Origin of the sequence: Geodermatophilus tzadiensis (assembly GCF_003002915.1) — a bacterium.
Taxonomy (GTDB): Bacteria; Actinomycetota; Actinomycetes; order Mycobacteriales; family Geodermatophilaceae; genus Geodermatophilus; species Geodermatophilus tzadiensis.
The window spans coordinates 101,182-127,204 of record NZ_PVTG01000010.1 but is presented as its reverse complement, the minus strand read 5'-3'; the positions used below and the strand labels follow the sequence as shown (position 1 = coordinate 127,204).

The 26,023-nt window shown below is 75.2% G+C and carries 22 protein-coding genes; 8 read left to right on the top strand and 14 right to left on the bottom strand.

Translation table 11 applies throughout. The features are described 5' to 3' along the window. The first annotated feature begins 10 nt into the window (after positions 1 to 10). Positions 11 to 1,750, top strand: a complete 1,740-nt coding sequence (leuA, locus tag LY71_RS14020) for a 2-isopropylmalate synthase (protein ID WP_245887889.1) — start codon at positions 11 to 13, stop codon at positions 1,748 to 1,750. 45 nt (positions 1,751 to 1,795) lie between these two features. Here leuA and mnhG read toward each other — a convergent pair whose 3' ends face one another. The 7 genes from mnhG to LY71_RS13985 form a co-directional block, all read right to left on the bottom strand. Beyond that, positions 1,796 to 2,203 (bottom strand): monovalent cation/H(+) antiporter subunit G, encoded by a 408-nt coding sequence (mnhG, locus tag LY71_RS14015; protein ID WP_106278533.1) that lies wholly within the window; start codon positions 2,201 to 2,203, stop codon positions 1,796 to 1,798. Next, positions 2,200 to 2,529, bottom strand: coding sequence for an MrpF/PhaF family protein (locus LY71_RS14010; protein WP_106278531.1), 330 nt, complete (start codon positions 2,527 to 2,529; stop codon positions 2,200 to 2,202). The genes mnhG and LY71_RS14010 overlap by 4 nt, the downstream gene beginning before the upstream one ends. Continuing rightward, positions 2,526 to 3,092 (bottom strand): Na+/H+ antiporter subunit E, encoded by a 567-nt coding sequence (locus LY71_RS14005; protein WP_106278529.1) that lies wholly within the window; start codon positions 3,090 to 3,092, stop codon positions 2,526 to 2,528. The genes LY71_RS14010 and LY71_RS14005 overlap by 4 nt, the downstream gene beginning before the upstream one ends. Next, complete coding sequence (locus LY71_RS14000) at positions 3,089 to 4,771, bottom strand: Na+/H+ antiporter subunit D (protein ID WP_106278527.1); 1,683 nt, start codon at positions 4,769 to 4,771, stop codon at positions 3,089 to 3,091. The genes LY71_RS14005 and LY71_RS14000 overlap by 4 nt, the downstream gene beginning before the upstream one ends. After that, positions 4,768 to 5,259, bottom strand: coding sequence for a Na(+)/H(+) antiporter subunit C (locus LY71_RS13995; protein WP_106278525.1), 492 nt, complete (start codon positions 5,257 to 5,259; stop codon positions 4,768 to 4,770). The genes LY71_RS14000 and LY71_RS13995 overlap by 4 nt, the downstream gene beginning before the upstream one ends. Further along, positions 5,256 to 8,132 (bottom strand): Na+/H+ antiporter subunit A, encoded by a 2,877-nt coding sequence (locus tag LY71_RS13990; RefSeq protein WP_106278523.1) that lies wholly within the window; start codon positions 8,130 to 8,132, stop codon positions 5,256 to 5,258. The genes LY71_RS13995 and LY71_RS13990 overlap by 4 nt, the downstream gene beginning before the upstream one ends. A gap of 144 nt (positions 8,133 to 8,276) precedes the next feature. Then, positions 8,277 to 10,085 (bottom strand): ABC-F family ATP-binding cassette domain-containing protein, encoded by a 1,809-nt coding sequence (locus LY71_RS13985; protein WP_106278521.1) that lies wholly within the window; start codon positions 10,083 to 10,085, stop codon positions 8,277 to 8,279. Positions 10,086 to 10,281: 196 nt separating this feature from the next. Here LY71_RS13985 and LY71_RS13980 point away from each other — a divergent pair, with 196 nt between their 5' ends. The 6 genes from LY71_RS13980 to LY71_RS13955 all read left to right on the top strand — a co-directional run bounded on the left by LY71_RS13980 (position 10,282) and on the right by LY71_RS13955 (position 16,187). Next, positions 10,282 to 11,043, top strand: a complete 762-nt coding sequence (locus LY71_RS13980) for a hypothetical protein (RefSeq protein ID WP_106278518.1) — start codon at positions 10,282 to 10,284, stop codon at positions 11,041 to 11,043. A 99-nt stretch (positions 11,044 to 11,142) separates the two neighbouring features. Beyond that, entirely contained in the window at positions 11,143 to 12,696 is a 1,554-nt protein-coding gene (locus tag LY71_RS13975) for a Mur ligase family protein (protein WP_106278516.1), read from the top strand. Positions 12,697 to 12,781: 85 nt separating this feature from the next. After that, the gene (locus LY71_RS13970) at positions 12,782 to 13,771 is read left to right on the top strand and encodes a pirin family protein (RefSeq protein WP_106278514.1); all 990 of its coding nucleotides are present in this window, start codon (positions 12,782 to 12,784) and stop codon (positions 13,769 to 13,771) included. Positions 13,772 to 13,853: 82 nt separating this feature from the next. After that, on the top strand, positions 13,854 to 14,765 hold the full coding sequence (locus tag LY71_RS13965; RefSeq protein WP_106278512.1) for a DUF5996 family protein: 912 nt from the start codon (positions 13,854 to 13,856) through the stop codon (positions 14,763 to 14,765). Between the two features lie 28 nt (positions 14,766 to 14,793). After that, on the top strand, positions 14,794 to 15,762 hold the full coding sequence (locus tag LY71_RS13960) for a pirin family protein (protein WP_106278510.1): 969 nt from the start codon (positions 14,794 to 14,796) through the stop codon (positions 15,760 to 15,762). Further along, on the top strand, positions 15,759 to 16,187 hold the full coding sequence (locus LY71_RS13955; protein WP_106278508.1) for a PPOX class F420-dependent oxidoreductase: 429 nt from the start codon (positions 15,759 to 15,761) through the stop codon (positions 16,185 to 16,187). Before LY71_RS13960 ends, LY71_RS13955 begins: the two co-directional genes overlap by 4 nt. A 46-nt stretch (positions 16,188 to 16,233) precedes the next feature. Here the strand turns inward: LY71_RS13955 and LY71_RS13950 are convergent, their stop codons facing one another. Together LY71_RS13950 and LY71_RS13945 are read right to left on the bottom strand one after the other, a co-directional pair. Further along, positions 16,234 to 16,995 carry a VOC family protein gene (locus LY71_RS13950; RefSeq protein ID WP_106278506.1) on the bottom strand — a complete coding sequence of 254 codons (762 nt, stop codon included), beginning with the start codon at positions 16,993 to 16,995 and terminating at the stop codon, positions 16,234 to 16,236. 178 nt (positions 16,996 to 17,173) lie between these two features. After that, entirely contained in the window at positions 17,174 to 19,252 is a 2,079-nt protein-coding gene (locus LY71_RS13945) for a TPM domain-containing protein (protein ID WP_106278504.1), read from the bottom strand. Positions 19,253 to 19,357: 105 nt separating this feature from the next. Here LY71_RS13945 and LY71_RS13940 point away from each other — a divergent pair, with 105 nt between their 5' ends. Next, a complete protein-coding gene (locus LY71_RS13940) occupies positions 19,358 to 19,717 on the top strand; it encodes a Rieske (2Fe-2S) protein (protein ID WP_106278502.1) in 360 nt (119 codons plus the stop codon). 57 nt (positions 19,718 to 19,774) lie between these two features. Here the strand turns inward: LY71_RS13940 and LY71_RS13935 are convergent, their stop codons facing one another. The 5 genes from LY71_RS13935 to LY71_RS13915 form a co-directional block, all read right to left on the bottom strand. Beyond that, the gene (locus LY71_RS13935) at positions 19,775 to 20,902 is read right to left on the bottom strand and encodes an ABC transporter ATP-binding protein (RefSeq protein ID WP_106278500.1); all 1,128 of its coding nucleotides are present in this window, start codon (positions 20,900 to 20,902) and stop codon (positions 19,775 to 19,777) included. Beyond that, entirely contained in the window at positions 20,899 to 21,969 is a 1,071-nt protein-coding gene (locus tag LY71_RS13930) for an ABC transporter ATP-binding protein (protein ID WP_245887888.1), read from the bottom strand. Before LY71_RS13930 ends, LY71_RS13935 begins: the two co-directional genes overlap by 4 nt. Positions 21,970 to 21,974: 5 nt before the next feature. After that, entirely contained in the window at positions 21,975 to 22,916 is a 942-nt protein-coding gene (locus LY71_RS13925; RefSeq protein WP_106278498.1) for an ABC transporter permease, read from the bottom strand. A gap of 28 nt (positions 22,917 to 22,944) precedes the next feature. Then, a complete protein-coding gene (locus LY71_RS13920) occupies positions 22,945 to 23,949 on the bottom strand; it encodes an ABC transporter permease (RefSeq protein ID WP_106278496.1) in 1,005 nt (334 codons plus the stop codon). A 112-nt stretch (positions 23,950 to 24,061) separates the two neighbouring features. Beyond that, complete coding sequence (locus LY71_RS13915) at positions 24,062 to 25,771, bottom strand: ABC transporter substrate-binding protein (protein WP_106278494.1); 1,710 nt, start codon at positions 25,769 to 25,771, stop codon at positions 24,062 to 24,064. Positions 25,772 to 26,023 lie beyond the last annotated feature (252 nt).

Below are 26,023 nucleotides of genomic sequence, written 5' to 3'. Positions count from 1 at the left end.
CGAGTCCCCCGTGAGCACCCCGCAGCACCCGCACGCCCGCAACCCCCAGCGTCCGTCCCGGATGCCGGTCCACCGCTACGCGCCGTTCCAGCCGGTCGACCTGCCCGACCGCACCTGGCCGGAGCGGGTCACCACCGTGGCCCCGCGCTGGTGCGCCGTCGACCTGCGCGACGGCAACCAGGCGCTGATCGACCCGATGACCCCCGACCGCAAGCGGCGGATGTTCGAGCTGCTGGTCCGGATGGGCTACAAGGAGATCGAGGTCGGCTTCCCCGCCGCGAGCCAGACCGACTACGACTTCGTCCGCCAGCTGGTCGAGGACGACCTGGTACCCGACGACGTCACCATCCAGGTGCTGACCCAGGCCCGCGACGAGCTCATCGAGCGCACCTTCGAGTCGCTGCGCGGCGCCCGGCAGGCGATCGTCCACCTCTACAACTCGACCAGCACGCTGCAGCGCCGCGTCGTCTTCAACAGCGACCGCGCCGGGATCGTCGACATCGCCGTCCACGGCGCCCAGCTGGTCGGCAAGCTGGCCGAGCAGATGGGCGACACCGAGATCCGCTTCCAGTACAGCCCGGAGTCCTTCACCGGCACCGAGCTGGACTTCGCCGTCGAGATCTGCAACGCGGTCACCGACGTCTGGGAGCCCACCCCCGACCGGCCGACGATCATCAACCTGCCGGCGACGGTGGAGATGGCCGAGCCCACCGTCTACGCCGACCAGATCGAGTGGGTGCACCGCAACCTGGGCCGCCGCGACGCCGTCGTCCTCTCCCTGCACCCGCACAACGACCGGGGCACCGCCGTCGCCGCCGCCGAGCTCGGCTACCGCGCCGGCGCCGACCGCATCGAGGGCTGCCTGTTCGGCAACGGCGAGCGCACCGGCAACGTCGACCTGGTCACCCTGGGCCTGAACCTGTTCAGCCAGGGCATCGACCCGCAGATCGACTTCTCCGACATCGACGAGATCCGCCGCACCGTCGAGTACTGCAACCAGCTCGGCGTGCACGAGCGGCACCCCTACGGCGGCGACCTGGTCTACACCGCGTTCTCGGGCTCGCACCAGGACGCGATCAACAAGGGCTTCACGGCGCTGGCGGCCGACGCGGAGGCCGCGGGCAGGGCCGTCGACGAGATGCCGTGGGCGGTCCCCTACCTGCCGATCGACCCCAAGGACGTCGGCCGCAGCTACGAGGCGGTCATCCGGGTCAACAGCCAGTCCGGCAAGGGCGGCGTCGCCTACATCATGAAGACCGAGAACCACCTCGACCTGCCGCGCCGGCTGCAGATCGAGTTCAGCGCGGTCATCCAGCGGCACACCGACGACGAGGGCGGCGAGGTCACCGCCGGGCAGATGTGGGCCGCCTTCAGCAGCGAGTACCTGCCCGACCCCGACGCCCCGTGGGGCCGGTTCGCCCTCGCCGGGCACCGGCACACCGCGCACGGTGACCAGCTCGACGAGATGGTCGTGGAGCTGGTCGACGACGGCGTCCCGGTCAGCGTGCAGGGCCGCGGCAACGGCCCGATCGCGGCGTTCGTCGACGCGCTGAAGACCCTGGACGTCGACGTGCGCGTCCTGGACTACGCCGAGCACGCGCTCAGCGCCGGCGGGGACGCCCGCGCCGCGGCCTACGTCGAGTGCGCCGTCGGCGACCGGGTGCTGTGGGGCGTCGGGATCGACCCGAACATCGTCAGCGCCTCGCTGCGTGCGGTGGTGTCCGCGGTCAACCGCGCCCACCGCGGCTGACGTCCCGGGGCCGGGGTGGCGCTCGGCGCCGCCCCGGTCCCTGGTTCAGCCGCCCGGCCGGACCGCGGGGTTCTCGGGCGGCGCGTCGCCGGGCTCGTCGCCCTCGTAGACCCGGTCCTGGTGGCCGGTGCCGGCGAACTCGTCGACCAGCAGCAGGTCCCGGCGCACGTGGCGGCGGCGGTAGGCCACCCGGCTGATCAGGTGTGCGCTCACCGGGGCGGTCAGCATCTGGAAGGCCGCCACGAGCAGCAGCATCCAGGCGTTCGCCCAGCCGTCCAGCCGGATGGCGGCACCCACCATGACCAGCAGGACGCCGAGCACCTGCGGCTTGGTGCCGGCGTGCATCCGCGACAGCACGTCGGGGAAGCGCACCAGACCCAGCCCCGCGGTGAGGCAGAGCGCGGCGCCGGCCAGCAGGCACGCGAACGCCACGACGTCGGCGAGCGCCGTCACGACGAGGCCTCCCGTTCCTCGGCCGCGACCGGCAGGCCGACGTCCCGGCCGTCCCCGGTGCGCGAGCGCAGCAGCATCCCGCCGACGTAGCGGGCCACGGAGACCGACCCGACGAAGGCCAGCAGCGCCACGACGACCAGCACCGGCAGCAGGGTGGGGTCCTGCACGAGCGCGGCGTGCACCGCCAGCCCGGCCGCGATGATGACCAGCAGCGTGTCGGTCGCGACGACCCGGTCCAGCAGCGAGGGCCCCCGCGCCAGCCGGACCAGGGACAGCAGCGCCCCGCCGCCGATGAGCGCGTACAGCGCGGACTCCACGATCGTCACGGCGCCGGCACCCCCTCTCTGCGGGTCCCCTCGAGGGCGGCGACGTCCGCGGCCGACCCGAACGCCCGGACCAGGCGCCGCTCCACCACCAGCACGTGGGCCTTCTTCCGCTCCACGTCCGCGAGGTCGCGGACGGGCAGCAGGTGCAGCGTGATCACCCGGTGCTCCCGGTCCAGGTCGAGCACCAGGGAGCCCGGCACGAGCGAGGTCGCCTCGGCGACCAGCGTCAGCAGCAGGTCCGAGTCGGCGCGCAGCTGCACCTGCACGATCGCCGTCCGGTGCACGCCACCCGGGCGCAGGGCCTGCCAGGCGACCTCGGCCCCGGACGTGAACAGGTCGACGACGAAGTGGCCGAGGAAGACCAGCAGCGGGACCGGCCGCACCCGGGTGCCGTCGATCACGTGCGGCAGCGGCAGCAGGATGAGCACGGTCAGCGCCACGAGCAGGCCGGAGAGCAGGTTCGCCCACGACCAGGTGCCCCAGAGCAGCATCCAGACCAGCACGAGCCAGACCACCAGCGGGACCTGGTGGCGCAACCGGGTCGCCGCGGGCTCGACGGTCACGGGATGTCCTCCGTCCCGAACACCGAGGTGAGGTAGGGCGTGCGGTCGAGCAGGTCGGTCGCGGCCCGGTCGGTCAGCCCGTACAGCGGACCGGCCAGGCCGGTGAGGGCGACGGTGAGCGCGACCAGCGCGGCCGTGGCCCCCACCATCGTCCGGGGCAGCGGGCGCAGTGCCCGGACCGCCCCCGCCGCGGGCGGCAGGTCGGGCTGGGACGCCGTCGCCACGGCCGTGTGCCGGCGCCAGGCGTCCTGCAGCGCGGTGCGCGGCCGGCCGTCCGGGGACTCCCCGCCGTCGCTCCCCGGCCGGCTCGGCCCGGCGTCCATCGCCGCGGCGGCGGCGGTGTCGTCGGCCGGCGACTGGCTCGGCGGCCGCCAGAAGGCGCGGGTCCACACGCGGGCGACGGCGAGCAGGGTGAGCAGGCTGGTGACCACGCCGCCGCCGACCAGCGCGAAGGCCAGCACGCTGCCCTCGGCGACCCCGGCCTGCAACAGGCCGAGCTTGCCGATGAAGCCCGACAGCGGCGGGATGCCGGCGAGGTTCATCGCCGGCACGAAGAACAGCACGGCCAGCAGCGGGGAGCGCCGCGCCAGGCCGCCGAGCCGGTGCACCGACGTCGTCCCGCCCTGGCGCTCGACCAGCCCCGCGACCAGGAACAGCGTCGTCTGGATGGCGATGTGGTGGGCGACGTAGAAGACCGCGCCGGCCAGCCCGGCCGCCGTCCCGAGGGCGATGCCGAACACCATGTAGCCGATGTGGCTGACCAGGGTGAACGACAGCATCCGGCGCAGGTCGCTCTGCGCGACCGCGCCGAGGATGCCGATCAGCATCGTGGCCAGCGCCGCCCACATGAGCAGGTCGTCGAGGGCCCCGTCGGGGAACAGCAGGGTCTGGGTGCGGATGATGGCGTAGACGCCAACCTTGGTGAGCAGGCCGGCGAAGACCGCGGTGACCGGGGCGGGTGCGGTCGGGTAGCTGTCGGGCAGCCAGGCCGAGAGCGGGAACACGGCGGCCTTGATGCCGAAGGCGATGAGCAGCATCGACTGCAGCAGGACCTGGGTGCCCTCGGGCAGCTCGCCCAGCCGCACGGCGAGCTGCGCCATGTTCACCGTGCCGGTCGCGGCGTACACCAGCGCGATCCCGGCGAGGAACACCAGCGAGCTGGTCAGGCTGACCACGACGTAGGTGATGCCGCCGCGGATGCGCGCCGCCGTCCCGCCCAGGGTGAGCAGCACGTAGGACGCCATGAGCAGGATCTCGAAGCCGACGTAGAGGTTGAACAGGTCGCCGGCGAGGAAGGCGTTGCTCACGCCCGCGACCAGCACCAGGAACGTCGGGTGGAAGATCGACACGGGCGTGCCCTCGTCCCCGTCGGCCGACCCCTGGCCCACGGCGAAGACGAGGACGCCGAGCGCCACGGTGGAGGCGACCACCAGCATCAGCGCCGAGAGCCGGTCGACGACCAGCACGATGCCCAGCGGCACCGGCCAGCCGCCGACGGAGACCGAGCCCGCGCCCTCCGCGTCGGCGATGAACAGCAGCGCCACCGAGACGGTGAGCACCGCCGCGAGCACCGCCGTGCTCAGCGTGCGCTGGAACGTCGGGTGCCCGCTGACCAGCAGGGCGCCGGCGGCCCCCAGCAGCGGGAGCAGCACCGGCAGGGGGGCGAGGACCTCGATCACCGGCCGGCGCTCCCCGCGGGCAGGTCGACGTCGTCGGCCAGCTCCTCGGCGTCCCCGGCCAGGCTGTCGGCGTGCCCGGCGATGCGGTCGTCGGGGGCGAGGTCGTCCGGGTCGAGCTCGTCGGCGTCGGGAGCGCGCCGGGCGGCGACGCGGCGGTCCTCCTCGTCGGTGCCCACGACCTCCTCGCGCACCAGCCGCCAGGAGCGGTGGATCATCGCCAGCACGAACGCCGCGACGCCGAAGGTGATGACGATCGCGGTGAGGATCAGCGCCTGCGGCAGCGGGTCGTTGATCTCCTCGGCGTCGGAGTAGCCGAGGATCGGCGCCAGGCCCGCGGGCCCGCCGCCGGACAGCAGCAGCAGGTTCGTCGCGTTGCCCAGCAGCAGGAAGCCCAGCAGCACGCGGGTGAGGCTGCGGTCGAGCAGCAGGTAGACCCCTGCCGCGTAGAGGCCGCCGATCATCAGCGGCAGCACGATCGTGGGGGTCATCGGAGGACCATCTCCCCGGGGTCGAGCTCGACGGGGTCCTCCTGGTCCTCCTGGCGGTCGAGCTCCGCCCCGAGGCTGCGCAGCACGTCGAGCACCAGCCCGACGACGATGAGGTAGACGCCGATGTCGAAGAACAGCGAGGTCACCAGCTTGACGTCGCCGAGCACCGGCACCGTGGCCTGCAGGATCGCCGTCTGCAGGACCCCCGCACCCAGCGCCAGGCCGACGATCCCGGTGCCGCCGGCGAACAGCAGTCCGCTGCCCAGCAGCAGGCCCGGGGCGACCGGCGCCGCCTCCCCCAGCTCGTAGCGCCCGCCGGCCAGGTAGCGCAGCACCAGGGCGAGGCCGGCCACCAGGCCGCCGGCGAAGCCGCCGCCGGGCTCGTTGTGCCCGGAGAACAGCAGGTACAGCGAGAAGACCGTGATCGTGTGGAACAGCAGCCGGGTCACGACCTCCAGCACCACCGAGCGGCGGGCCGGGTCGAGCGTCGCGGTGGCGGCCAGCCAGCGGTCGCGCGGCGCCCGGCGGGCGCGCTCGCGCTCCTGCACGAGCTCGGTGCGGGGTGCCCGGTCCACCCCGCCGGTGCGGCGGCGCAGGAACACCAGGCTGGCCACGCCGGTGGCGGCGACGACCAGGAGGGAGACCTCCCCGAGGGTGTCCCACGCGCGGATGTCGACCAGCGTGACGTTGACGACGTTGTTGCCGCCGCCGAAGTCGTACGCGGGCCCGGGGTAGTCCTCCGACACCGGCGTCGCGGTGCGGGACGACAGCGCGACCGCCCCGACCGCCGCCATGAACGCCCCCACGGCCACGGCGATCACGCCGCGGACGGCGCGCTCGCGCGGCCGGTGCCGCTCGGTGATGTCCTTGGGCAGCTTGCGCAGCACCAGGACGAAGACCACGAGGGTGAGCGTCTCGACGAGGAACTGGGTGAGCGCCAGGTCCGGGGCGCCCTGCAGCGCGAAGACGACGGCGATGCCGTACCCGGTGACGCCCACGACCAGCACCGCCGACAGCCGCTGGCGGATCCGGAGGGTGAGCGCGGCAGCTGTCACGACGACGACACCGACGACCGCCTGCACCGGGGTGTCCCAGGCCCGCCACTCCCCCGGCCAGGGCGCGCGGGTCAGCAGCAGCACCCCGGGCAGCGCCAGCACCGCGACCAGGATGGTGCCCAGGTAGGCCGGCAGCGACCCGCGCTGCGTGGTGCCGGTGACCAGCACGGAGAGCCGGTCGACGCCCTGCAGGACGTTCCAGTACCCCTCGTCGGCCGAGGCGCCGACGGCGAACCGCTTCTGCAGCCGCAGCACCGGCGCGCGGAGGGCGAACAGGACCGCGCCTCCGGCGACGGTGAGCGCGGAGAGCGCCAGCGCCGGCTGCCACCCGTGCCACAGGGCCAGGTGCTCCGCCTCGGGGGCGAGCAGCGGCAGCGTCCCGGCGTAGGCGGCGACCAGCCCGTCGAGCAGAGGGCTGGCCGGCCCGAGGACCAGCCCGGTCAGCGCGAGGACCACGGGCGCGGCCACGAACAGCGGATCGGGCGCGTGCCCGACGTCGGTGTCCGCGGCGCCGGGCTTGCGGGCGAAGGCGCCCCACACGAAGCGGGCGGTGTAGGCGGCGGTGAGCACCGAGCCGGCCACCAGCCCGGCCAGGACGGTGAGGGCGGCGGTGCGGTCGGGCAGCCCGCCGTCGAGCAGCGCGGTGAACGCCGCCTCCTTGCCGACGAAGCCCAGCAACGGCGGCAGGCCGGCCATGGACGCCGCGGCGGCGGTGGCGGCGACGGCCAGCACCGGCAGCCGCCGGCCCAGGCCCGACAGCCGGGTCAGGTCGCGGGTGCCGGTGGCGTGGTCGATGACGCCGACGGTGAGGAACAGCGTGGACTTGAACAGCGCGTGCGCGAGCGTCATGACCAGCCCCGCCGCGGCCAGCTCGTGGCTGCCGGCGCCGACCAGCGTGACGAGGAAGCCCAGCTGGCTGACCGTGCCGAAGGCCAGCAGCAGCTTGAGGTCCCTCTGCCGCAGCGAGCGGTAGCCGCCGACGAGCATGGTCGCCACGCCGAGACCCAGCACGAGCGGCCGCCAGCCGGGGACGTCGGCGAGCCCGGGGGCCAGGCGGGCGACCACGTAGACGCCGGCCTTCACCATCGCCGCGGCGTGCAGGTAGGCGCTGACCGGGGTGGGCGCCTCCATGGCCGCGGGCAGCCAGAAGTGGAAGGGGACCAGCGCGGACTTGGTCACCGCCCCGGCCAGGACCAGCACCGCGCCCCACACCACGGCGGTGCCGCTGCCGGGGTCGGCGACGACCTCCGACAGGAGGAAGGAGCCGCTGGCCTGGCCGATCAGGATCAGCCCGACCAGCATCGCCAGCCCGCCCGCGGTGGTCAGGACCAGCGCCTGCGACGCCGCCCGCCGCGCCGCCAGCCGCCGTCCCGACCCGCCGATCAGCAGGAAGGAGAAGACGGTCGTGAGCTCCCAGAACACGTAGAGGAGCAGCAGGTCGTCGGCCAGGACGAGGCCGAGCATGGAGCCCGCGAACGCGGTGAGACAGCCGGCGAACCGGCCGGTGCCCTCGTCGTCCGGGGAGAAGTAGCGGGCGCAGTAGACGAGCACCAGCGCCCCGACGCCGGTGACGAACGCGGCGAACGTCAGGGCCAGGGCGTCGAGCCGCAGCGCCACCTCCAGTTGGAGGGCGGGGACCCACGGCACCGTCTCGCGGACGTCGTCCCCGGCGAGGACCGAGCCCAGCTGCAGCAGCGTCCACACGAAGCCGGCGCCGGGCACCAGCGCCAGGACGAGGAAGGCCTGCCTGCCCCACCACCGCACGACGAGGGGTGCCAGCAGCGCGGCCAGCAGGTAGAGGGTCAGCAGTGCGATCACGGGTCTCCCGGGAGTCGATGGGCGGCTCGGGGACCACAGACGTCGGTCGACGACGGCCGGCGGTGCCCCCAGCCTACCGGTCGGGCGCGACCGGGCCGCTCCCGTCGGCCTGCGCGACCGGGCGGCCGAGCCAGGACCCGGGGGTCAGCCCTCGGCGAGCTCCGCGGCGGCCAGCCAGTCGGTCTCGACCTGCTCCTTCTCGGCGAGCAGCTCCCGCAGCCGGCCGTCGAGCTCGAGCACCCGCGCGTGGTCGGTGGCCGCGGCGGCGAGGTCGGCGTGCAGCCGCTCCTCCTCGGCGCCGAGCCTCTCCAGCCGGCGCTCCAGCCGGGCGGCCTCCTTGCGGGCGGCCCGCACCTCGGCGGCCGAGGGCCCGGCGGGCGCGGGCGCCGCGGCCGGGGCCGGCCCGGCAGCCGCCGACGGCAGCGCGGCCTCACCCGCGGCCCGGCGGGCGAGGTACTCCTCCACCCCGCCGGGCAGCGCGGCCAGCGAGCCGTCGCCCATGAGCGCCACCACCGAGTCGCACACCCGGTCGACGAAGTACCGGTCGTGGCTGACCACCAGCACCGTGCCGGGGAAGGAGTCGAGCAGGTCCTCGAGCTGGGTGAGGGTGTCGATGTCGAGGTCGTTGGTCGGCTCGTCGAGCAGCAGCACGTTGGGCTCGGCCATGAGCAGCCGCAGCAGCTGCAGCCGCCGACGCTCGCCGCCGGAGAGGTCGCCGACCGGCGTCCACTGCCGCGACGCCGGGAAGCCGAACCGCTCGGCCAGGGACGACGCCGAGATCTCCTGCCCGCCGATGCGCGCGATCCGGGCGATCTCCTGCACCGCCTCGAGCACCCGCAGCCGCGCCGGCAGCTCGGTCACGTGCTGCGACAGGTACGCCGGTGCCACCGTCTGCCCGCGCACCACCCGGCCGCGGTCGGGCTCGGCCTCGCCGACCAGCAGCCGCAGCAGCGAGGTCTTGCCCGCGCCGTTGACCCCGACGACGCCGATGCGGTCACCGGGACCGACGTGCCAGGTGAGGTCGTCGAAGAGGATCCGCGGGCCGGTGTCGGTGGGCACCGCGTAGCCGACGTCCTCGACGTCGTAGACCGTCCGGCCGAGCCGGCGGGCGGCGAAGCCCTTGAGCGCCATCGTCTCGCGCGGCGGCGGCTCGTCGGCGATGAGCGCCTCGGCCGCCTCGATGCGGAAGCGCGGCTTGCTGGTGCGCGCCGGCGGGCCGCGGCGCAGCCAGGCCAGCTCCTTGCGCACCAGGTCCATCCGCCGTTGTTCCTGTACCGCGGCCACCCGCGCCCGCTCCGCGCGGGCGAGCGTGTAGGCCGCGTAGCCGCCCTCGTAGGCGTGCACCGCGCCGCCGGCGACCTCCCAGGTCTGCGTGCACACCTCGTCGAGGAACCACCGGTCGTGGGTGACGACGACGAGCGCGCCGACCCGCCGCTTGACGAAGTCGGCGAGCCAGGCGACGCCCTCGACGTCGAGGTGGTTGGTGGGCTCGTCGAGGACGAGCAGGTCCAGCGGCCGGATCAGCTGCGCGGCCAGCGCCACCCGGCGCCGCTCACCGCCCGACATGGGCGCCACGGGGCTGTCGAGGCCCAGCCGGTCGAGCTCCAGGCCGCTCAGCACGCTGCGGACGGCCGGGTCGGCGGCCCACTCGTGCTCCGCGGCGAAGAGGCTGGCGGGCAGGACGACGTCGCGGACGGTCGCGCCGGGCGGCAGCGTGCCGGACTGGTCGAGGACGCCGACGGCGAGGTCGCCGCGCTGGGTGACCCGGCCGCTGTCGGGCTCCTCCGCACCGGTCAGGACGCCGAGCAGCGTGGACTTGCCGCTGCCGTTGCGGCCGACGACGCCGATCCGCTCGCCGGCCGCGACGCCGAGGGAGACGTCGTCGAGCAGCACGGTGGTGCCGTGGGCCTTGGTGACCCGCTCGAGGTTGAGCAGGTTCAGCGGGGCGCTCACCGTCGGGTCCGGGTCGTGAGGGTCGGAAGGGTCATGAGGGTCCCCAGTATCACCGGCGCCCCTGCCGCCTCGGTCAGGCGGCGGGGCCGTCTCCCGCGGACGGCGCTAGCGGACCGCAAGGGCACCGCAAGTGCGGTCCGGAGAGTCGGTCCCGGCACGGTCCCGGGACCACGGGACGCGGACAACGGAGGACGACATGAGCACGACGGCAGCGGCCCACGACACGACGTACCCGGCGCCGGCCGGCCCCCGCCTGCGTGCGGTCCCGCCGCTGCCCGCCGACGTCCCGCCGACGGAGACGCTGTGGTGGGCGCGGCTGCTGCGCCGCGGCCCCGGCCCGGTCGAGTACTCGCTCGTCGCGGTGAACTCCGACCGCTTCCCCGACGGGACCCCGGTGGACATGACCGCCGTCGACGCCCGCGGCCGCCGCCCCGCCGGGTGGGTGGTCGACGTCCGCCACCGCGCCGCCGACGGCCGGGTGACCCGGATCGAGGTGGCCGAGGAGCTGGCGGACCGGTGCCCGCCGATGTGGTTCGCCGAGCTGCACCACGCCTCGAGCGCCCTGCCCGCGACGTCGCTGCTGGCCTACCGCGGCCCGGCGTTCGCCCCCGGTGCGCTGGTCGGCCCGCACGAGCTGGCCGCCGCCGGTGTCCGCCCGGCCGACCGGATCGGGGAGGTCCGCTGGTGGACCCGGTCCGGGCTGGTCGACGCGGTGACCGTCGCGCCGGTGTACCGCCGCCGCGGGGTGGCCCGGACGCTGGTCACCGCCGCCGAGGGGCTGCGCTTCCTGCGCGGGTGGGCGCCGCTGCGGTCCGACGGCCGGCTCACCGACGCCGGCGCCGGCTGGCTGGCGTCCGCACCCGCGGTGTGGCGGCCCCGGCTGGCCGAGCGCACCGAGGTGCTCCCGGCCGAGGAGACCGACGCGGGCCCGACCGGCGTCGCCCGCCTGCTGCGGTGAGTGACCAGCTCGTGACCCCGGACGGGGGACCGGCGGCGCGCCACCGGATCGCACCCTCCCGATCTGCGGGGTGCCCCGGGCGCACCTAGCGTCGGCCGGGTGCTCCCCACGGTCCCCTGGTCGGAGGTGGAACGCCGGGCCCGCGCCGTCTCCGGCGGCCCCGTCACGCGCACCGGCGGCGACGCCGGCCTGACCGTCCGCGGCCTGGTGACCGACTCGCGCCGCGTCGTCCCCGGCTCGCTGTTCGCCTGCGTCCGCGGCGCCGCCAGCGACGGGCACCGCCACGCCGCGGCGGCCGCGCGGGCCGGCGCGGCCGCGCTGCTGGTCGACCGGCCGGTCGGGTCGGCGGTCCCCCAGCTGCGGGTCCCGTCGGTGCGCGCGCAGCTCGGCCCGCTCGGCGCCCTGCTCGCCGGCGACCCGGCCCGGGCGCTGCGGCTGGTCGGGGTCACCGGCAGCAACGGCAAGACGACGACGAGCACGCTTGTGCGCGGCGTGCTCGAGGCGGCGGGCGCGTGCACCGGGGTGGTCAGCACCCTGGGCGCCACGGTCGGCGGGCGCTCGCGCGGGACGTCGCTCACCACGCCCGAGGCCCCCGAGCTGCACGAGCTGCTGCGCTGGATGGTCGACGCCGGCGCCCGGCGGGCCGTGGTGGAGGCCTCGTCGATCGCGCTCGACATGGGCCGCATCGACGCGCTGGCCTTCGACGTCGCCGTCTTCACCGGCTTCGAGGAGGACCACCTCGACCACCACGGCACCGTCGAGCAGTACTGGGCCAGCAAGGCGCGGCTGTTCGAGCGGGACCGGTCCGCGGCCGGCGTGGTCGTCGTCGACGACGCGTGGGGGCGCCGGCTGGCCGACCAGGCGCCGGTGCCGGTGACGCGGGTGGGCTCGGCCGAGGACGCCGACGTCCGGGTGCTCGGGTGGCGCACCGGCGCCGGGGGCACCGAGGTCCTGCTGGCCGACGACACCGGCGGGCACCGGGTGCGCAGCCCGCTGGTGGGCCGGGTGCACGTGACCAACCTGGCCGCCGCGTGGGCCACCGGCCGCGCGCTCGGGGTGCCCGCGCCGCGGATCGCCGCCGGGCTGGCCGCGGTGGCGCCACCCCGGGGGCGCAACACGGTGCTCGGCGGGGGCACGCGGCCGCTGGTCGTCGTGGACTACGCGCACACCCCGCAGGCCCTGGCCGCCGCGATCGGCACGGCGCGCGACCTGTGCCGGCCCGGTGGCCGCGTGCACCTGGTGCTCGGCGCCCGCGGCCGGCGGGACCGCTACAAGCGGCAGGGCCTGGGCGGGTCGGCCCGCGCGGCCGACGTGGTGTGGCTGACCAACGAGGGCAGCCACGGCGAGGACCCGGGGGCGATCATGGCCGAGCTCCGGGTCGGCCTGCTGGGCGCGGCCGCGGCGGTGCGCACGGTCCCCGACCGGCGGGCGGCCATCCTCGCCGCGGTCCGCGCCGCCGGCCGGGCCGACGTCGTGCTCGTCGTCGGCCGCGGGCACGAGACGCGCATGCTCGACACCACCGACCCGCTCGACGCCGTCCACCTCGACGACGCCGAGGTCGCCAACCTCGCGCTCATCGCCGAGCACGGGCCGCCGGCCGCCGTGGACGACGACCTCGACGACCTCGACGACCTGGCCGACCGCGCCTCCTGACCGGACCACCCGGGCGCGGGAACACGACGGGCCCGTCCGGTGCTACGGTCGGCACTAGTTGAGCTCTCAACCGAGGAGGCCGGCCATGCCCGCCGTGACCGTCGAGGACACCACCACCCTCCCCCGCGTGCCGCTCCCGGCGCCGCGCACCGTCCGGCGCCGCACCCGCTCGGTGACCACCGCGCCGTCGGGCTTCGAGGGCGAGGGCTTCCCGGTGCGCCGCGCCTTCGCCGGCGTCGACCTGCGCGACCTCGACCCGTTCCTGCACATGGACCAGATGGGCGAGGTCGAGTACGCGCCGGGCGAGCCGAAGGGCACCTCCTGGCACCCGCACCGCGGCTTCGAGACCGTCACCTACATCATCGACGGCACCTTCGAGCACGCCGACTCCCACGGCGGCGGCGGCACGATCAGCAACGGCGACACGCAGTGGATGACCGCCGGCGGCGGCGTGCTGCACATCGAGCGGCCGCCGGAGCACCTGGTGGCCAGCGGCGGGCTGTTCCACGGCCTGCAGCTGTGGGTGAACCTGCCGCGGGCGCAGAAGTGGGTGGAGCCGCGCTACCAGGACCTGCGCGCCGACGCGTCGGTGCTGCTGGCCAGCGCGGACGCCGGCGCCTTCCTGCGGGTGATCGCCGGCGACGTCGCCGGGCACCGCGGGCCGGGCTCGACGTACACGCCGATGGCGATGGTGCACGCCACCGTCTCGCCCGGCGCGACGCTCGACCTGCCCTGGGACCCCTCGTTCAACGCGCTGGTCTACGTGCTCTCCGGCGCCGGCTCGGTCGGCATCGACGCCGCACCCGTGCGCACCGGCCAGCTCGCCGTCCTCGGCCCCGGCGACACCGTGACCGTGCGCGGCGCGGTGCACCAGGAGTCGCGGACCCCGGCCCTCGACGTCGTCGTCCTCGGCGGGCGGCCGATCCGCGAGCCGGTCGCGATGTACGGGCCGTTCGTGATGAACACACGGCAGGAGGTCGTCGACGCCTTCGACGACTTCCGGGCCGGCCGGCTCGGCAGCGTCCCCGCCCTCCGCGTGCCGCACGACTCCGTGCGCGGCGAGACCGGGCAGTGAGCGCAGCCCCCGGTGGCGGCTTCCGCGCCGCCGCCGGGGGCTGCATGCTGGCCGCGAGCCGAACCCGACACCAGGAGCCCCCGTGTCCGTCTTCCCGCCCGTCCCGCTGGCCGAGTGGGCCGACACCAAGGACACGCTGCACCGGTTCCTGCAGGTCCTCGGCAAGCTGCGGCTGGCCAACGCCCCGCGGCGCAACCACTGGTGGCACGTCCCCCTGCACCTCACCGGCCGCGGACTGACCACCCGGCCGATGGGCCTCGACCCCGTGTTCGCCGTCGACCTCGACCTGGTCGACCACCGGCTGGAGGTGGCCGTGGCCGACGGGCGGCGGGCGTCGTTCCCGCTGCCCGGGCTGAGCGTGGCGGCGTTCTACCGGCAGCTGCTCGCCACCCTGTCCGCGCTCGGCCTGCCCTCGACGATCGAGCGGCCCGTCCCGTTCGACCTGGCCGACCGCACGCCGTTCGCCGAGGACGAGCAGCACGCCGCCTACGACCGCGCCGCGGTGACCCGCTACTGGGTGGTGCTCGGCCAGGTGGCGCAGGTGCTCGAGGAGTTCGCCGGCCGCAGCTACGCCAAGACCAGCCCGGTGCACCACTTCTGGCACACCTTCGACCTCGCCGTCACCCGCTTCTCCGACCGCCGGGTGGAGCAGCCGGCGGCCGTCGACCCGGTCACCCGCGAGGCCTACTCGCACGAGGTGATCAGCGCGGGGTTCTGGTTCGGCGACGACCGCGTCCCGGAGCCCGCGTTCTACTCCTACACCGCGCCCGAGCCGGCGGGCCTGGCCGAGGAGCCGCTGCGGCCGGCCGCCGCCCGGTGGATCGACAGCCGCGGCGCCCACCTCGCCCTGCTGCCCTACGAGGACGTGCGGACGGCGCCCGACCCGCGGGCCACCGTCCTGGACTTCCTGGAGAGCGCCTACGCCGCCGGCGCCCGCCGTGCCGGGTGGGACCTGGGCGCGCTGCGCTGCCCGGACGCGCCCGAACCCCGATGAACCGTCGCGCCCTCTGGAGGCCCACCTCATGAGCAACACGGAGCCCCGCCCCGCCCCGCGCGAGGTCGGGGGCCTGGCCGACACGGCCGCGGGCCCCGCCCTCGACCTGCTGCCCGGCCAACAGGTGCCGCTGGGCGAGGGCACCGTGGTCCGCCGGCTGCTGCCGACGCTCGGCCGGCGGATGGTCGGTGCCTGGGCCTTCGTCGACCACTACGGCCCCGACGACGTCGCCGACGGCCCGGGCATGCAGGTCTCGCCGCACCCGCACACCGGGCTGCAGACGGTGTCCTGGCTGCTGCAGGGCCGCGTGCACCACCGCGACTCCCTCGGCAGCGACGTCACCTTCGGTCCCGGCGAGCTGGCGCTGATGACCGCCGGGCACGGCATCGCGCACTCCGAGCAGTCGCCGGTGCCCCATCCCCGGTACCTGCACGGTGCCCAGCTGTGGGTGGCACTGCCCGACTCCGCGCGCGACACCGCGCCCGCCTTCGAGCACCACGCCGCGCTGCCGGGCTTCGACTCCGACGGCGTCCGGGCCACCGTGCTGATGGGGGCGTTCGGCGGGGCGACGTCGCCGGGGACGGCGCACACGCCGATCCTCGGCGTCGACCTGGACCTGGCCGCCGGCGCCGACGTCGAGCTGCCACTGGAGCCGGACTTCGAGCACGCCCTGCTCGGCGCCTCCGGCGGGGCCGACGTGGAGGGCGCGCCGCTGGCCCACGGCGCGATGGTCTATCTCGGGACCGGCCGCCGGTCGGTGCGGATCCGGACCGAGGCGGCCACGACGCTGCTGCTGCTCGGCGGGGAGCCGTTCGAGGAACGGCTGGTCATGTGGTGGAACTTCGTCGGCCGCTCGGGCGAGGAGATCGTCACCTACGCCGAGCAGTGGAACGACGAGGACGCCCGCTTCGGCGCCGTCGAGGGGTACGAGGGCGACCGCCAGCTCGCCCCGGCCCTGCCCTCCGTGCCGCTCAAGGCCCGGGGGCGGGTCCGGTGACCGCCGACGACCGCCACCTCGCCTTCCTCGCCGAGCACCGCTGGGGGGTGCTGGCCACCGTCAGGCGCGACGGCCGCCCGCAGCTGTCCAACGTCGGCTACGCCTACGACGCGGCGCAGCGGCTGTTCCGGGTGTCGGTGACCGCCGACCGGGCCAAGACGCGCAACCTGCAGGCCGACCCGCGGGTGACGCTGCACGTGTCGTCGTCGGACTTCTGGTCCTGGGTGGCCGTCGAGGGCACCGCCGAGCTGACCCCGGTGGCCGCCGACCCGCACGACGCCACGGTCGACGAGCTCGTCGCCTACTACCGCGGGATCTCCGGTGAGCACGAGGACTGGGACGACTACCGGCGGGCGATGGTCACCGACCGGCGGCTCGTCGTCCGGTTCACGCCCACGCACACCTACGGCCAGCTGCGCGGGTGACCGGTCCGGGCCGGCGCGTCCCCCGCGCGCCGGCCCGGGCCGCGGCTCAGGCCGCCGGCGGTTCCTGCATCACCGTGAGGGCCGCGCCCCACGGGTCGGTGAGCACGGCGAACCGGCCGAACTTGGTGTCCATCGGGGCCATGATGACCTTGCCGCCGGCGGCCTCGACCGCGGCGACGGTGTCGTCGGTGGAGGCGACGCCGAAGCAGGTCGCCCACCCCTTCGGCGCCCCGGGGCTGGTGCCGCCGAGACCGCCGAGCGGCCGGTCGCCGGTCGCGAAGGTGGTGTAGCCCTCGGCGCCGGGGACCTCCTCGTAGGTGAAGTCGAAGACGGCGGCGTAGAAGTCGCGCGCGGCGGCGGGGTCGTCGACCGCGGCGTCGTTCCACACCAGCGAGCCGGGCTCGCCGTGGACCTGCACGCCGGTGTGGGTGCCGGCCTGCCACAGGCCGAACTGGTTGCCCTGCGGGTCGCGGGCCACGACCATCGTGCCCATCGGCCCGACCTCCATCGGCTCGACGACGACGGTGCCCCCGGCGGCGCGGATGCGGTCGCAGGTGGCCGCCGCGTCGCTCGTGGCGAAGTACGTCGTCCAGGAGGGTGAGGCACCCGGTTCCATCAGCGGACCGAGGCCGGCGGCCTGCCGGCCGTCCTTGAGCGCGTTGACGTAGCCGCCGAACTCCGGGCTGTCCTCCGTCCAGTTCCAGCCGAGCAGCTCGCCGTAGAAGGCCTTGGCCGCGGGGACGTCGGGGGCGCCGTAGTCGATCCAGCAGGGCGTGCCGTCGGGCCAGGGGGTGTCGCGGGTGGGCATGGTCGCCTCCTCGTGTCGGGGAGAGCACCGTCCCACCCGGCGCCGACAGTTCCCAGACCCGTCCCCACGGCGTCCGGGACGCGCGTCCCACCGCACCGCAGCGCGTCCTCCCCGACGGTGCACGGTCGGGGAGGACGCGCCACGATCAGGTCCCCTGATCATGGCGGGCCACCCCGCGTCAGAAGCGGCCGCCGCCGGAGCGCCCGCCCCCTGAGCCGCCGAAGCCGCCCCCGCCCGACCGGCCGCGTCCACCCGAGCCGCCGAAGCCGCCGCCCCTCGGCCGACCTCCCCCGAGCCCACCGCCGAGACCGCCGCGCATGCCACCGGCCAGGATGCCGCCGAGCACGAGGCTGCCCAGGTCCACGCCCCCGCGGCCGCCGTAGCCGGGCGCGTAGCCGGGCCCGTAGCCACCTCCGCCGTAGCCACCTCCGCCGTAGCCACCGCCTCCGTAGCCGCCGCCGTAGCCGCTGGACCAGGCGGCGACGTCGTCCTGCGCGAGCTGCAGCGCCTGCTGGGCCAGCTGGTCGGCCAGCTGGGCCTCGCGCAGCGCGCCCTCCGGGTCGGCGCGGCCGGTGCCCGCGGCGGCGGCGAGATGGCGCTGGGCCTCGGCGAGCCGGGTGCGCGCCTCGGGGCCGACCGCCCCGCGCCGGGTGGCCACGAAGTCGGCCGCCGCGGCCACGGTCGAGCGGGCCCGCAGCAGCGTCTGGTCGAGCGCGGCCGCGGCCCGCCGGGCGCGGGTCTGCGCGTCGCGGGCCACGGTGAGCGCCTGCTCCAGCGCCAGGCCGGCCTCCTCCAGCCGGCGCAGCGCGGCCAGCGGGTCGGGGAGCGCGCCCCCGCCGGTGGCTCCCGCCTCGTCCGCGGCGGACAGCGCGGCCTCGGCGCGGGCGATCTGCGGCCGCAGCCCGCGGGCGTCCCCGGCGGCGGTCAGCGCCCGGGCCTCGGCGAGGTCCTCCTCGGTCTCGGCGCGGACCTGGGGCAGGCGCGCGGCGGCCGCCTCCAGGTCGCGCTCGAGCCGGCCGACGGCGTCGAGCAGCGTGCCGACCTGCGCGAGGGCGTCCTCCGCGGCGCGCAGGTCGCCCACGGCCTCGCCCGGCCGGCCGGCGTCCAGCGCGGCGCGGGCCTCGGCGACCTCCTGCTCGGCGGCGGCCAGCCGCGCGCGGGCCTGGTCGAGGTTGCCGGCCACCGGCGCCAGCGCCGAGGCGGCGTAGCGGCGCTGCAACCGCGCCATCCGCTCCTCGTCCTGCGGCAGCCGGCCGTGCAGCGCGGTGATCCGCGGCGCGAGCCCCTCGAGCACCTGCGGCGCGGTGCGCTCGAGGTCGCGCAGCTGGGCGAAGGCCTCGGCCTGCGCGTCGAGCCGCTCGTCGGCGGCCTGCGTCAGCTGCAGGATCCCGGTGACCAGCGCGCGCCGGGTCGGCTCGTCCTCGGCCACCTCGTCGTCGAGCTGCTGGCGCAGCGTGAAGGCGCGGGTGAGCTCCTGCCGCGACTGCGCCAGCGCCTCGCCGAACCCCGCGACGGCGGCCTCTCCGTACTGCAGCCGCGCGAAGTCCAGGTCGAGCTGGGAGGTCTTCACCGCCTCGTCGAGCTCGAGCAGGGCGGCGCTGGCCCGGCCCTGCAGCTCCTCGGTGGGGACGCCGGCGTGCGGGTCGGGCCGCTCCAGCCGCCGCGTCGGAGGGGGCTGCGCCTCCCGCCGGCGGCGCCGCGACCGGGTCACCAGGTACGCCCCGCCCCCGAGGACGGCGATGCCCCCGACGACCGCGGCGGTGGTCGCGCCCGACCCGGAGGACCCCGAGGAGGACGACGCCGCCCCGTCGCCGATCCCGCCGGCGAAGGCGACCGCCGCGCCGGCCCAGTCGGCGGCGGACAGCTCCGGCTCGACGCCGCGGGCGAGGAAGTCGGCGATCTCGGTGTCGCTCTGCGGGAAGGCGTCGTCGACCCAGTAGCCGTACTGCCGGTCGTCCACGGCCACGGCGAGCAGCACGTCGGTGCGGCCCAGGCCCGACACCCCCGCCGTCTGCCGGGCCCACTCCCCCGACCCCACCCCGTCGAAGGAGGACACGTAGACGACGAACACCTGGGTGCCGTCCTCGGCCTGCCGCTCGTCGATCGCCTGCTGCACCCGGCCGGTGTCCCCGCCGAGGACGCCGACGAGGTCGGTCACCTCCTGCGGCACGCGGAACGGCGCCTCCGCCAGCGCCGGGCTGCCGCCCGCGAGCAGCAGCACCGCCGCGACGGCGAGGACCCCCATCAGCCGGCGCACGGGACCGACCCTAGGTCGCGGACGCGGCCCGGGCAGCCCGGCCGGGTAGGACGCGCACGACCGGGTAGGGGACAGCCCAGCCCAGATCCGGCACGAGGAGGACCCGTGAGCGACGACGACCGCATCCCCGCCAGCCAGCTGCCTTCAGGGGCGGTGCGCCGGGCGGGCAACTGGGCGGTCGGTAACCGCGACGGGGAGTACTTCGCCGTCTCGCGGCGCTGCCGGCACCAGCTGGCCGACATGTCCCAGGGCAGCATCGACGCCGACGGCTGCCTGGTCTGCCCCTGGCACGGGGCCCGCTACGACGTCGGCACCGGCCGGATGGTCGCAGGCCCGCGCGGCTTCCTCGGCTACCACGGCCCGACCCCGGGCTACACCCAGTTCGTCCGCGGCTACGCCAAGGTGCTCCGGCTGCGGGTGCGCCGCGCACTGCGCCGCGGCGACGACGTCGTGGTCGAGGCATAGGAGGCTCTTCCCACGTCCTGGGGACCCAGGACGTGGGGAGAGCCTCCTGTGCCTGGGTCAGCGACGCTCGATCGGGGCGTCGAGGCCCTGCACCAGTGCGTCGCTCTCCGGGTTCTCCGCGCCGGTCGCCCGGATCGAGACGCCCATGGTGGCGGCGACCTCCTCCGCGCTGCGGGGCGTGAGGACGCCGTCGCGGATCTCCTCGGCCCAGTGGCAGCTGACCAGGTGCCCCGTGCCGAGCTCCCGCAGCACGGGCACCTCGTCGTCGCAGCGGGTCTCCTGCCGCCACGGGCAGCGGGTGTGGAAGCGGCAGCCGCTGGGCGGGTCGGCGGGCGAGGGCAGGTCGCCGGCCAGCAGGATGCGCTCCCGGCTCTCCTCCACGACGGGGTCGGGCACCGGCACGGCGCTCATCAGCGCCCGGGTGTAGGGGTGCAGCGGCTGGGCGTAGAGGTCGTCGGCCGGCGCCTGCTCCACCAGCGACCCGAGGTACATGACGCCGACGACGTCGCTGATGTGCCGGACGACGGCGAGGTCGTGCGCGATGACGAGGTAGGTCAGCCCGAGCCGCTCCTGCAGCTCCTCGAGCAGGTTGAGCACCTGCGCCTGCACGCTGACGTCGAGAGCCGACACCGGCTCGTCGGCGATGAGCAGGTCGGGCTCGAGCGCGACCGCCCGGGCGATGCCGATGCGCTGGCGCTGCCCGCCGGAGAACTCGTGCGGGTAGCGGCGCAGCGCGGCGCTGGGCAGGCCGACGGCGTCGAGCAGCGTGCGCACCCGCTCGGCGATGCCGGCCTTGCCGCCGCCGAGGCCGTGGGCGTGCAGCGGCTCGGACAGCAGCGACTCCACGTCCTGCCGCGGGTCGAGGCTGCCCAGCGGGTCCTGGAAGACCATCTGCATGCGCCGGCGCATCTGCCGCAGCGGCTCGCCGGACAGCGACGCGACGTCGGTGCCGTCGAACCACACCTGCCCGGCGGTGGGCTCGACCAGCCGCAGCACCGCGCGTCCCAGCGTCGACTTCCCGCACCCGGACTCGCCGACCAGGCCGTAGGTCGACCCGCGTTCGACGGCGAGGTCGACGCCGTCGACGGCCCGCACGTGCCCGACCGTCCGGTCGACGAACACGCCCCGCTTGATCGGGAAGTGGACCTGCAGGCCCTCGACGCGCAGCAGCGGGTCGGCGGTCATCGGGCGGCTCCGGCGGCAGTGGCCCCCGCGGGGGACCTCGGGTACTCCAGCGGGTGGCGGCAGCGCAGCTCGCGGCCGGGGCCGTCGTACTCCAGCGGGACCGTGCTGCCGGCGACCTCGGTGAGGCAGTCGTCCTGCGCGTGGTCGCAGCGCGGCGCGAAGGCGCAGCCCTCGGCCCACGGGATCACGTCCCGCGCCGACCCGCGGATGGGGTGCAGCGGGGCGCCGCGCACGCCGTCGAGGCGGGGCACCGAGGCGAGCAGCCCGCCGGTGTAGGGCTGGCGGGGCCGGGCGAACAGCTCGTGCCGGTCGGCGGACTCGATGATCTTGCCGGAGTACATGACGTGCACGCGGTCGCAGAGCCCGGCGACCACGCCGAGGTCGTGGGTGATCATCACCAGCGCCGTCCCCGAGTCGACGACGAGCTCCCGCAGCAGCTCGAGGATCTGCGCCTGGATGGTCACGTCGAGGGCCGTCGTCGGCTCGTCGGCGATGAGCAGCCGCGGCCGGCAGGCCAGCGCCATGGCGATCAGCGCCCGCTGCCGCATGCCGCCGGAGAGCTGGTGCGGGTACTCCTTGAGCCGGCGGGCCGGGTCGGGGATGCCGACGCGGTCGAGCAGGTCGGTCGCCTGCGCGGTGGCGTCCTTGCGCGAGAGGTCGCGGTGCTCGAGCAGGACCTCGGTGACCTGGGTGCCGATCGGCACCGTGGGGTTCAGCGAGGACAGCGGGTCCTGGAACACCATCGCCATGTCCGCGCCGCGCAGCTCGCGCAGCGCCCGGTCCGGCGCGCCGACGAGCTCCCGGCCGTCGAGCCGGACCGAGCCGCCGACCTGCACGCCGCGGCGGGGCAGCAGTCCCATGACCGCCAGCGAGGTGACCGACTTGCCGCAGCCGGACTCCCCCACCAGGCCGACCGTCTCCCCCGGGGCCACGGCGAAGCTGACCCCGTCGACGGCGCGCATCGGCTGCTCGCCCCGGCGGCGGAAGGTGACGGTGAGCTCGTCGACCTCCAGCACCGGCCGGCCGCTGCGGTCGACGGCGTCCGGTGGCACGTCCTCGATGATCACGCCGGTCACCTCCGGAACTTCGGGTCGAGCGCCTCGCGCAGCGACTCGCCCAGCAGCGTGAAACCGAGGGCGACGACGATGATGCACAGCGCGGGGTAGATCGCCAGCTCCGGCCGGACGGACAGGAAGTCCTGCGCGTTGGACAGCATGGCGCCCCACTCGGGCCGGGCGAGGTCGGGGTCGCCGAGTCCGAGGAAGGACAGCGCGGCGGCCTCGATGATCGCCGTCGCCAGCGACAGCGTCGCCTGGACGATCAGCGGGGACAGGGAGTTCGGCAGGACGTGGCCGAACACGATCCGGCTGCGCTTGATGCCGAGGGCCTGCGAGGCCAGGACGTAGTCGCTGCCGCGCTGGGCCAGCATCGAGCCGCGCAGCAGCCGGGCGAAGACCGGCACCTGGGTGACCGCGATGGCGATCACCAGCGACCACTGGTTCTGGCCCAGGAGCACCGAGATGCTGATGGCCATCAGCAGGCTCGGGATGGACAGGATGATGTCGATGAAGCGCATGACGACGGTGTCCACCCAGCCGCCGAACGCCCCGGCCAGGACGCCCAGCGCCATGCCGACGACGACGCCGAGCACGGTGGACACCACGCCGATCAGCAGCGACTGACGGGAGCCGACGATCAGCCGGGACAGCAGGTCGCGGCCCAGCTCGTCGGCACCTAGCGGGAAGCCCTCCCGGGCCCCCGGGATGAAGCCGGGCCGGATCTCGCCGAGCAGCGTCTGTGCCAGGGGGTCGCGGGGGGCCAGCAGCGGTGCGAACGCGGCCACCACCAGGAACACGACCACGATGACCGCGCCCGTGATCGCCACCGGGTTGCGCCGCAGCCGCCGGAAGGCGCTCTTGGTGAGCGAGACGCCGCCCTCGCCCTCGGGCACCTGCCCCGCGCGTGCGGCCAGCTCGTCGATGCGCCGCCGGCGCACGTCGCCGATCGCGGTCACCGGCTCTGCCCCCGTCCGCCTCGCGCGCTCATCGGACCCTCACCCTCGGGTCGAGCAGGCCGTAGGAGATGTCGACCAGCAGGTTCACCAGGACGTAGACCACCGCCAGGATGAGGATGAAGCCCTGCAGGACGGCGAAGTCCCGGGCGAAGATCGCGTCGAAGATCGCCGAGCCGACGCCGCCGAAGGCGAACACCGACTCGGTGAGCACCGCCCCGGACAGCAGCAGGCCGGTCTGCAGGCCGATCGTCGTCGCGACCGGCAGCAGCGCGTTGCGGATGACGTGCCGGCGGCGGACGGTCGACGTCGCCAGGCCCTTCGCGTTCGCCGTCCGGACGTAGTCCTCGTTGACCACGTCGAGGACCGAGGCCCGCGTGATCCGGACGATGATCGCCAGCGGGATGGTGCCCAGGGCGATCCCGGGCAGCACGAGGTGCGTGAAGGCGTCCCAGGCGGCGTCCCACTCGCGGGTGAGCAGACCGTCGAGGACGTAGAAGTTCGTGATCCGGGTGGCGTCGATGCGCACCTCCTGGCGGCCCGAGCCGGGCAGCCACCCGAGCTCGACGGCGAACAGCAGGCGCAGCAGGTAGGCCAGGAAGAACACCGGGATGGCCACGCCCAGCAGCGAGCCGATGACCGACGCGGAGTCCAGCCAGCTGCCGTGCCGGCGCGCGGCCAGGTAGCCCAGCGGGATGCCGACGCCGATCGCGAAGACCATGGCGAAGAGGGTCAGCTCGATCGTGCCGGGCATCCGCTCGAGGAACTCCTCGGTCACCGGGCGGCCGGTGCGCGCGGAGTTGCCGAAGTCCAGCTGGACGGCGCGGCCGAGGAAGCGCAGGTACTGCACGTAGAGCGGCTGGTCGAGACCGAACAGCTCGTTATAGCGGGCGATCGCCTCGGGTGTGGCGCGCTCACCCAGGGCGGCCTGGGCCGGGCCGCCGGGCAGCGCCCGCAGCCAGGCGAAGAGCAGCACCGACAGCCCCAGCAGGATCGGGATCAGCTGCAGGAGCCGCCGGACGACGAAGCGGAGCACGTCCTCGGGTTCCCTCTCAGGGAGCGGCGGACCGCCCGGACAGGCTCGCGGCGGCCCCCGTGCAGGGGCCCGCCGCGAGCCTGCGAGCGGTGGGGGGCGAGGGGGTCCTTTCTCAGTCGCTGAGGGAGACCGTCGAGAAGACCTCGGCGGTCAGCGGGCTCGGCTCCAGACCCTGGACGTTCTCGGCCACCACGAGCGCCGGCGGGGAGTGCGAGATCGGGACACCGGGCAGGTAGTCCATGATCAGCCGGTTGGCCTCCTGGTACTGCTCGGTGCGGGCACTCGCGTCGGGCTCGGCGTCGGCCTGGGCGAGCGCGGCGAAGATCTCCGGGTTGCTGAACGCCCCGAACTCGGCCGACGCCTGGCCGTTCGACGCCTCGGCGAAGAACGTGCCGATGAAGTTGTAGGCGTCGTTGTAGTCACCGGTCCACCCGAGCAGGTGGATGTCGGCCTGGCCCGCCTGGACGGCGTTGAGGTAGTCCGGGTTCCACGGCAGCGCGGTCGGCTCGACGGTGAAGCCGGCGTCGATGAGGTTCTGGTTGATCACCTGGAACAGCGCCGCCGGGTCCGGCAGGTAGGGCCGGCTGACCTCGGTCGGGTAGAAGAACCGCAGCGTCGTCCCCTCGGCGCCGGCCTCCTGCAGCAGCTGCCGGGCGCGGTCGGGGTCGTACTCGTAGGTGGTGACGTCGTCGGCCCAGCCGTCGACGGTCGGCGGCATGAACTGCGTGGCGGCCTCGGCACCCTCGGGCAGCAGCGAGTTCACGATCGTCTCGCGGTCGATGGCGTGCGCGATCGCCTGGCGCACCCGCAGGTCCTTCAGCGCCGGGTTGGCGCTCGTGCCGGGCACGTTCCCGCCGTTGAAGCCCAGGTAGAGGATGTTGAACGGGTCGCGCACGAGGACCTGCAGGCCCTCGTCCTCCAGCGTCTGGTAGTCGGCCGGGGCCACGAAGTCGTAGCCGTCGATCGAGCCGGCCTGCAGCTCCTGCCGGCGGGTGTTCTGGTCGGAGATCGTCCGGAAGATGATCTCGTCGAGCAGCGCCGGGTCGCCCCAGTAGTCCTCGTTGCGGACGATGGTGACCTCGCCGTTGCCGCGGTCCCAGCTCTCGAACTTGAACGGACCGGTGCCGGTCGGGTGCTCCAGGGCGTACTCGGAGTAGCTGAGCGCGTCCTCGCTGCCGGACAGGTTGTCGGCGTCGTACTCCTGCAGGGCCGTGGGGCTCTGGATGGAGAACGCGGGCAGCGACAGGGCGGCCGGGAACTTCGAGGTGACCTGGGTCAGCCGGATCACCGCGGTGTTCTCGTCGGTGGCCTCGCAGCTCTCGTAGATGCTCGGGGTGTCCGGCGTGCTGGCGAAGCCGCCGAAGACCGCCTGGTAGTAGTACGACGCGCTGGGGCTCTGGGCGAGGCCCTCGAAGTTGTACCAGCGGTCGAAGTTGAAGCAGACCGCCTCGGCGTTGAAGTCCGTGCCGTCGTGGAACTTCACGCCCTCGCGGAGGGCGAAGGTGTACTCGAGGCCGTCCTCGCTGACCTCGTAGTCCTCGGCCAGCTGCGGGACCGGCTCCGTGCCGCCGAGCTCGTTGGTCAGCAGGCCCTCGTGGATCTGGCGGGCGACGCGGAAGGTCTCGCCGTCGCTGCCGAAGGCCGGGTCGAACATGGCCGGGTCGCCGGCCGCGCCGAAGACGAGGGTGCCCCCGGACTGCGCCTCCTCGCCTCCCCCCTCGCCGGAGCCGGAGTCCCGGTCACTCGAGGCACAGGCGGCCAGGGTGAGGGCGGTGAGTGCCGCCGCCGAGGCGGCCAGCACACGCTGTGGTCGACGCTGCATCGCGGGAGACCTGCCTTCTCGACCCCACGCGGGGCCGGGTGTCTGCGACTGGGGCGGCCGCACGGCGGGAGGCCACGCGGACGTGCGTCGGACCCTAGGTCCGCGCAGCGGCGGGTCGTGAGCCGCGCCAGCCCATCGACACCATCCTGTGACCTTGCCGACACCGCCCCCACCAGCGCGGGGACGACGTGCGGCCGCGCTGCAGGAGCCCGCCGCTGGCGGCGGTCGGCCCCCCTGCAGGGGCCCGCCGCG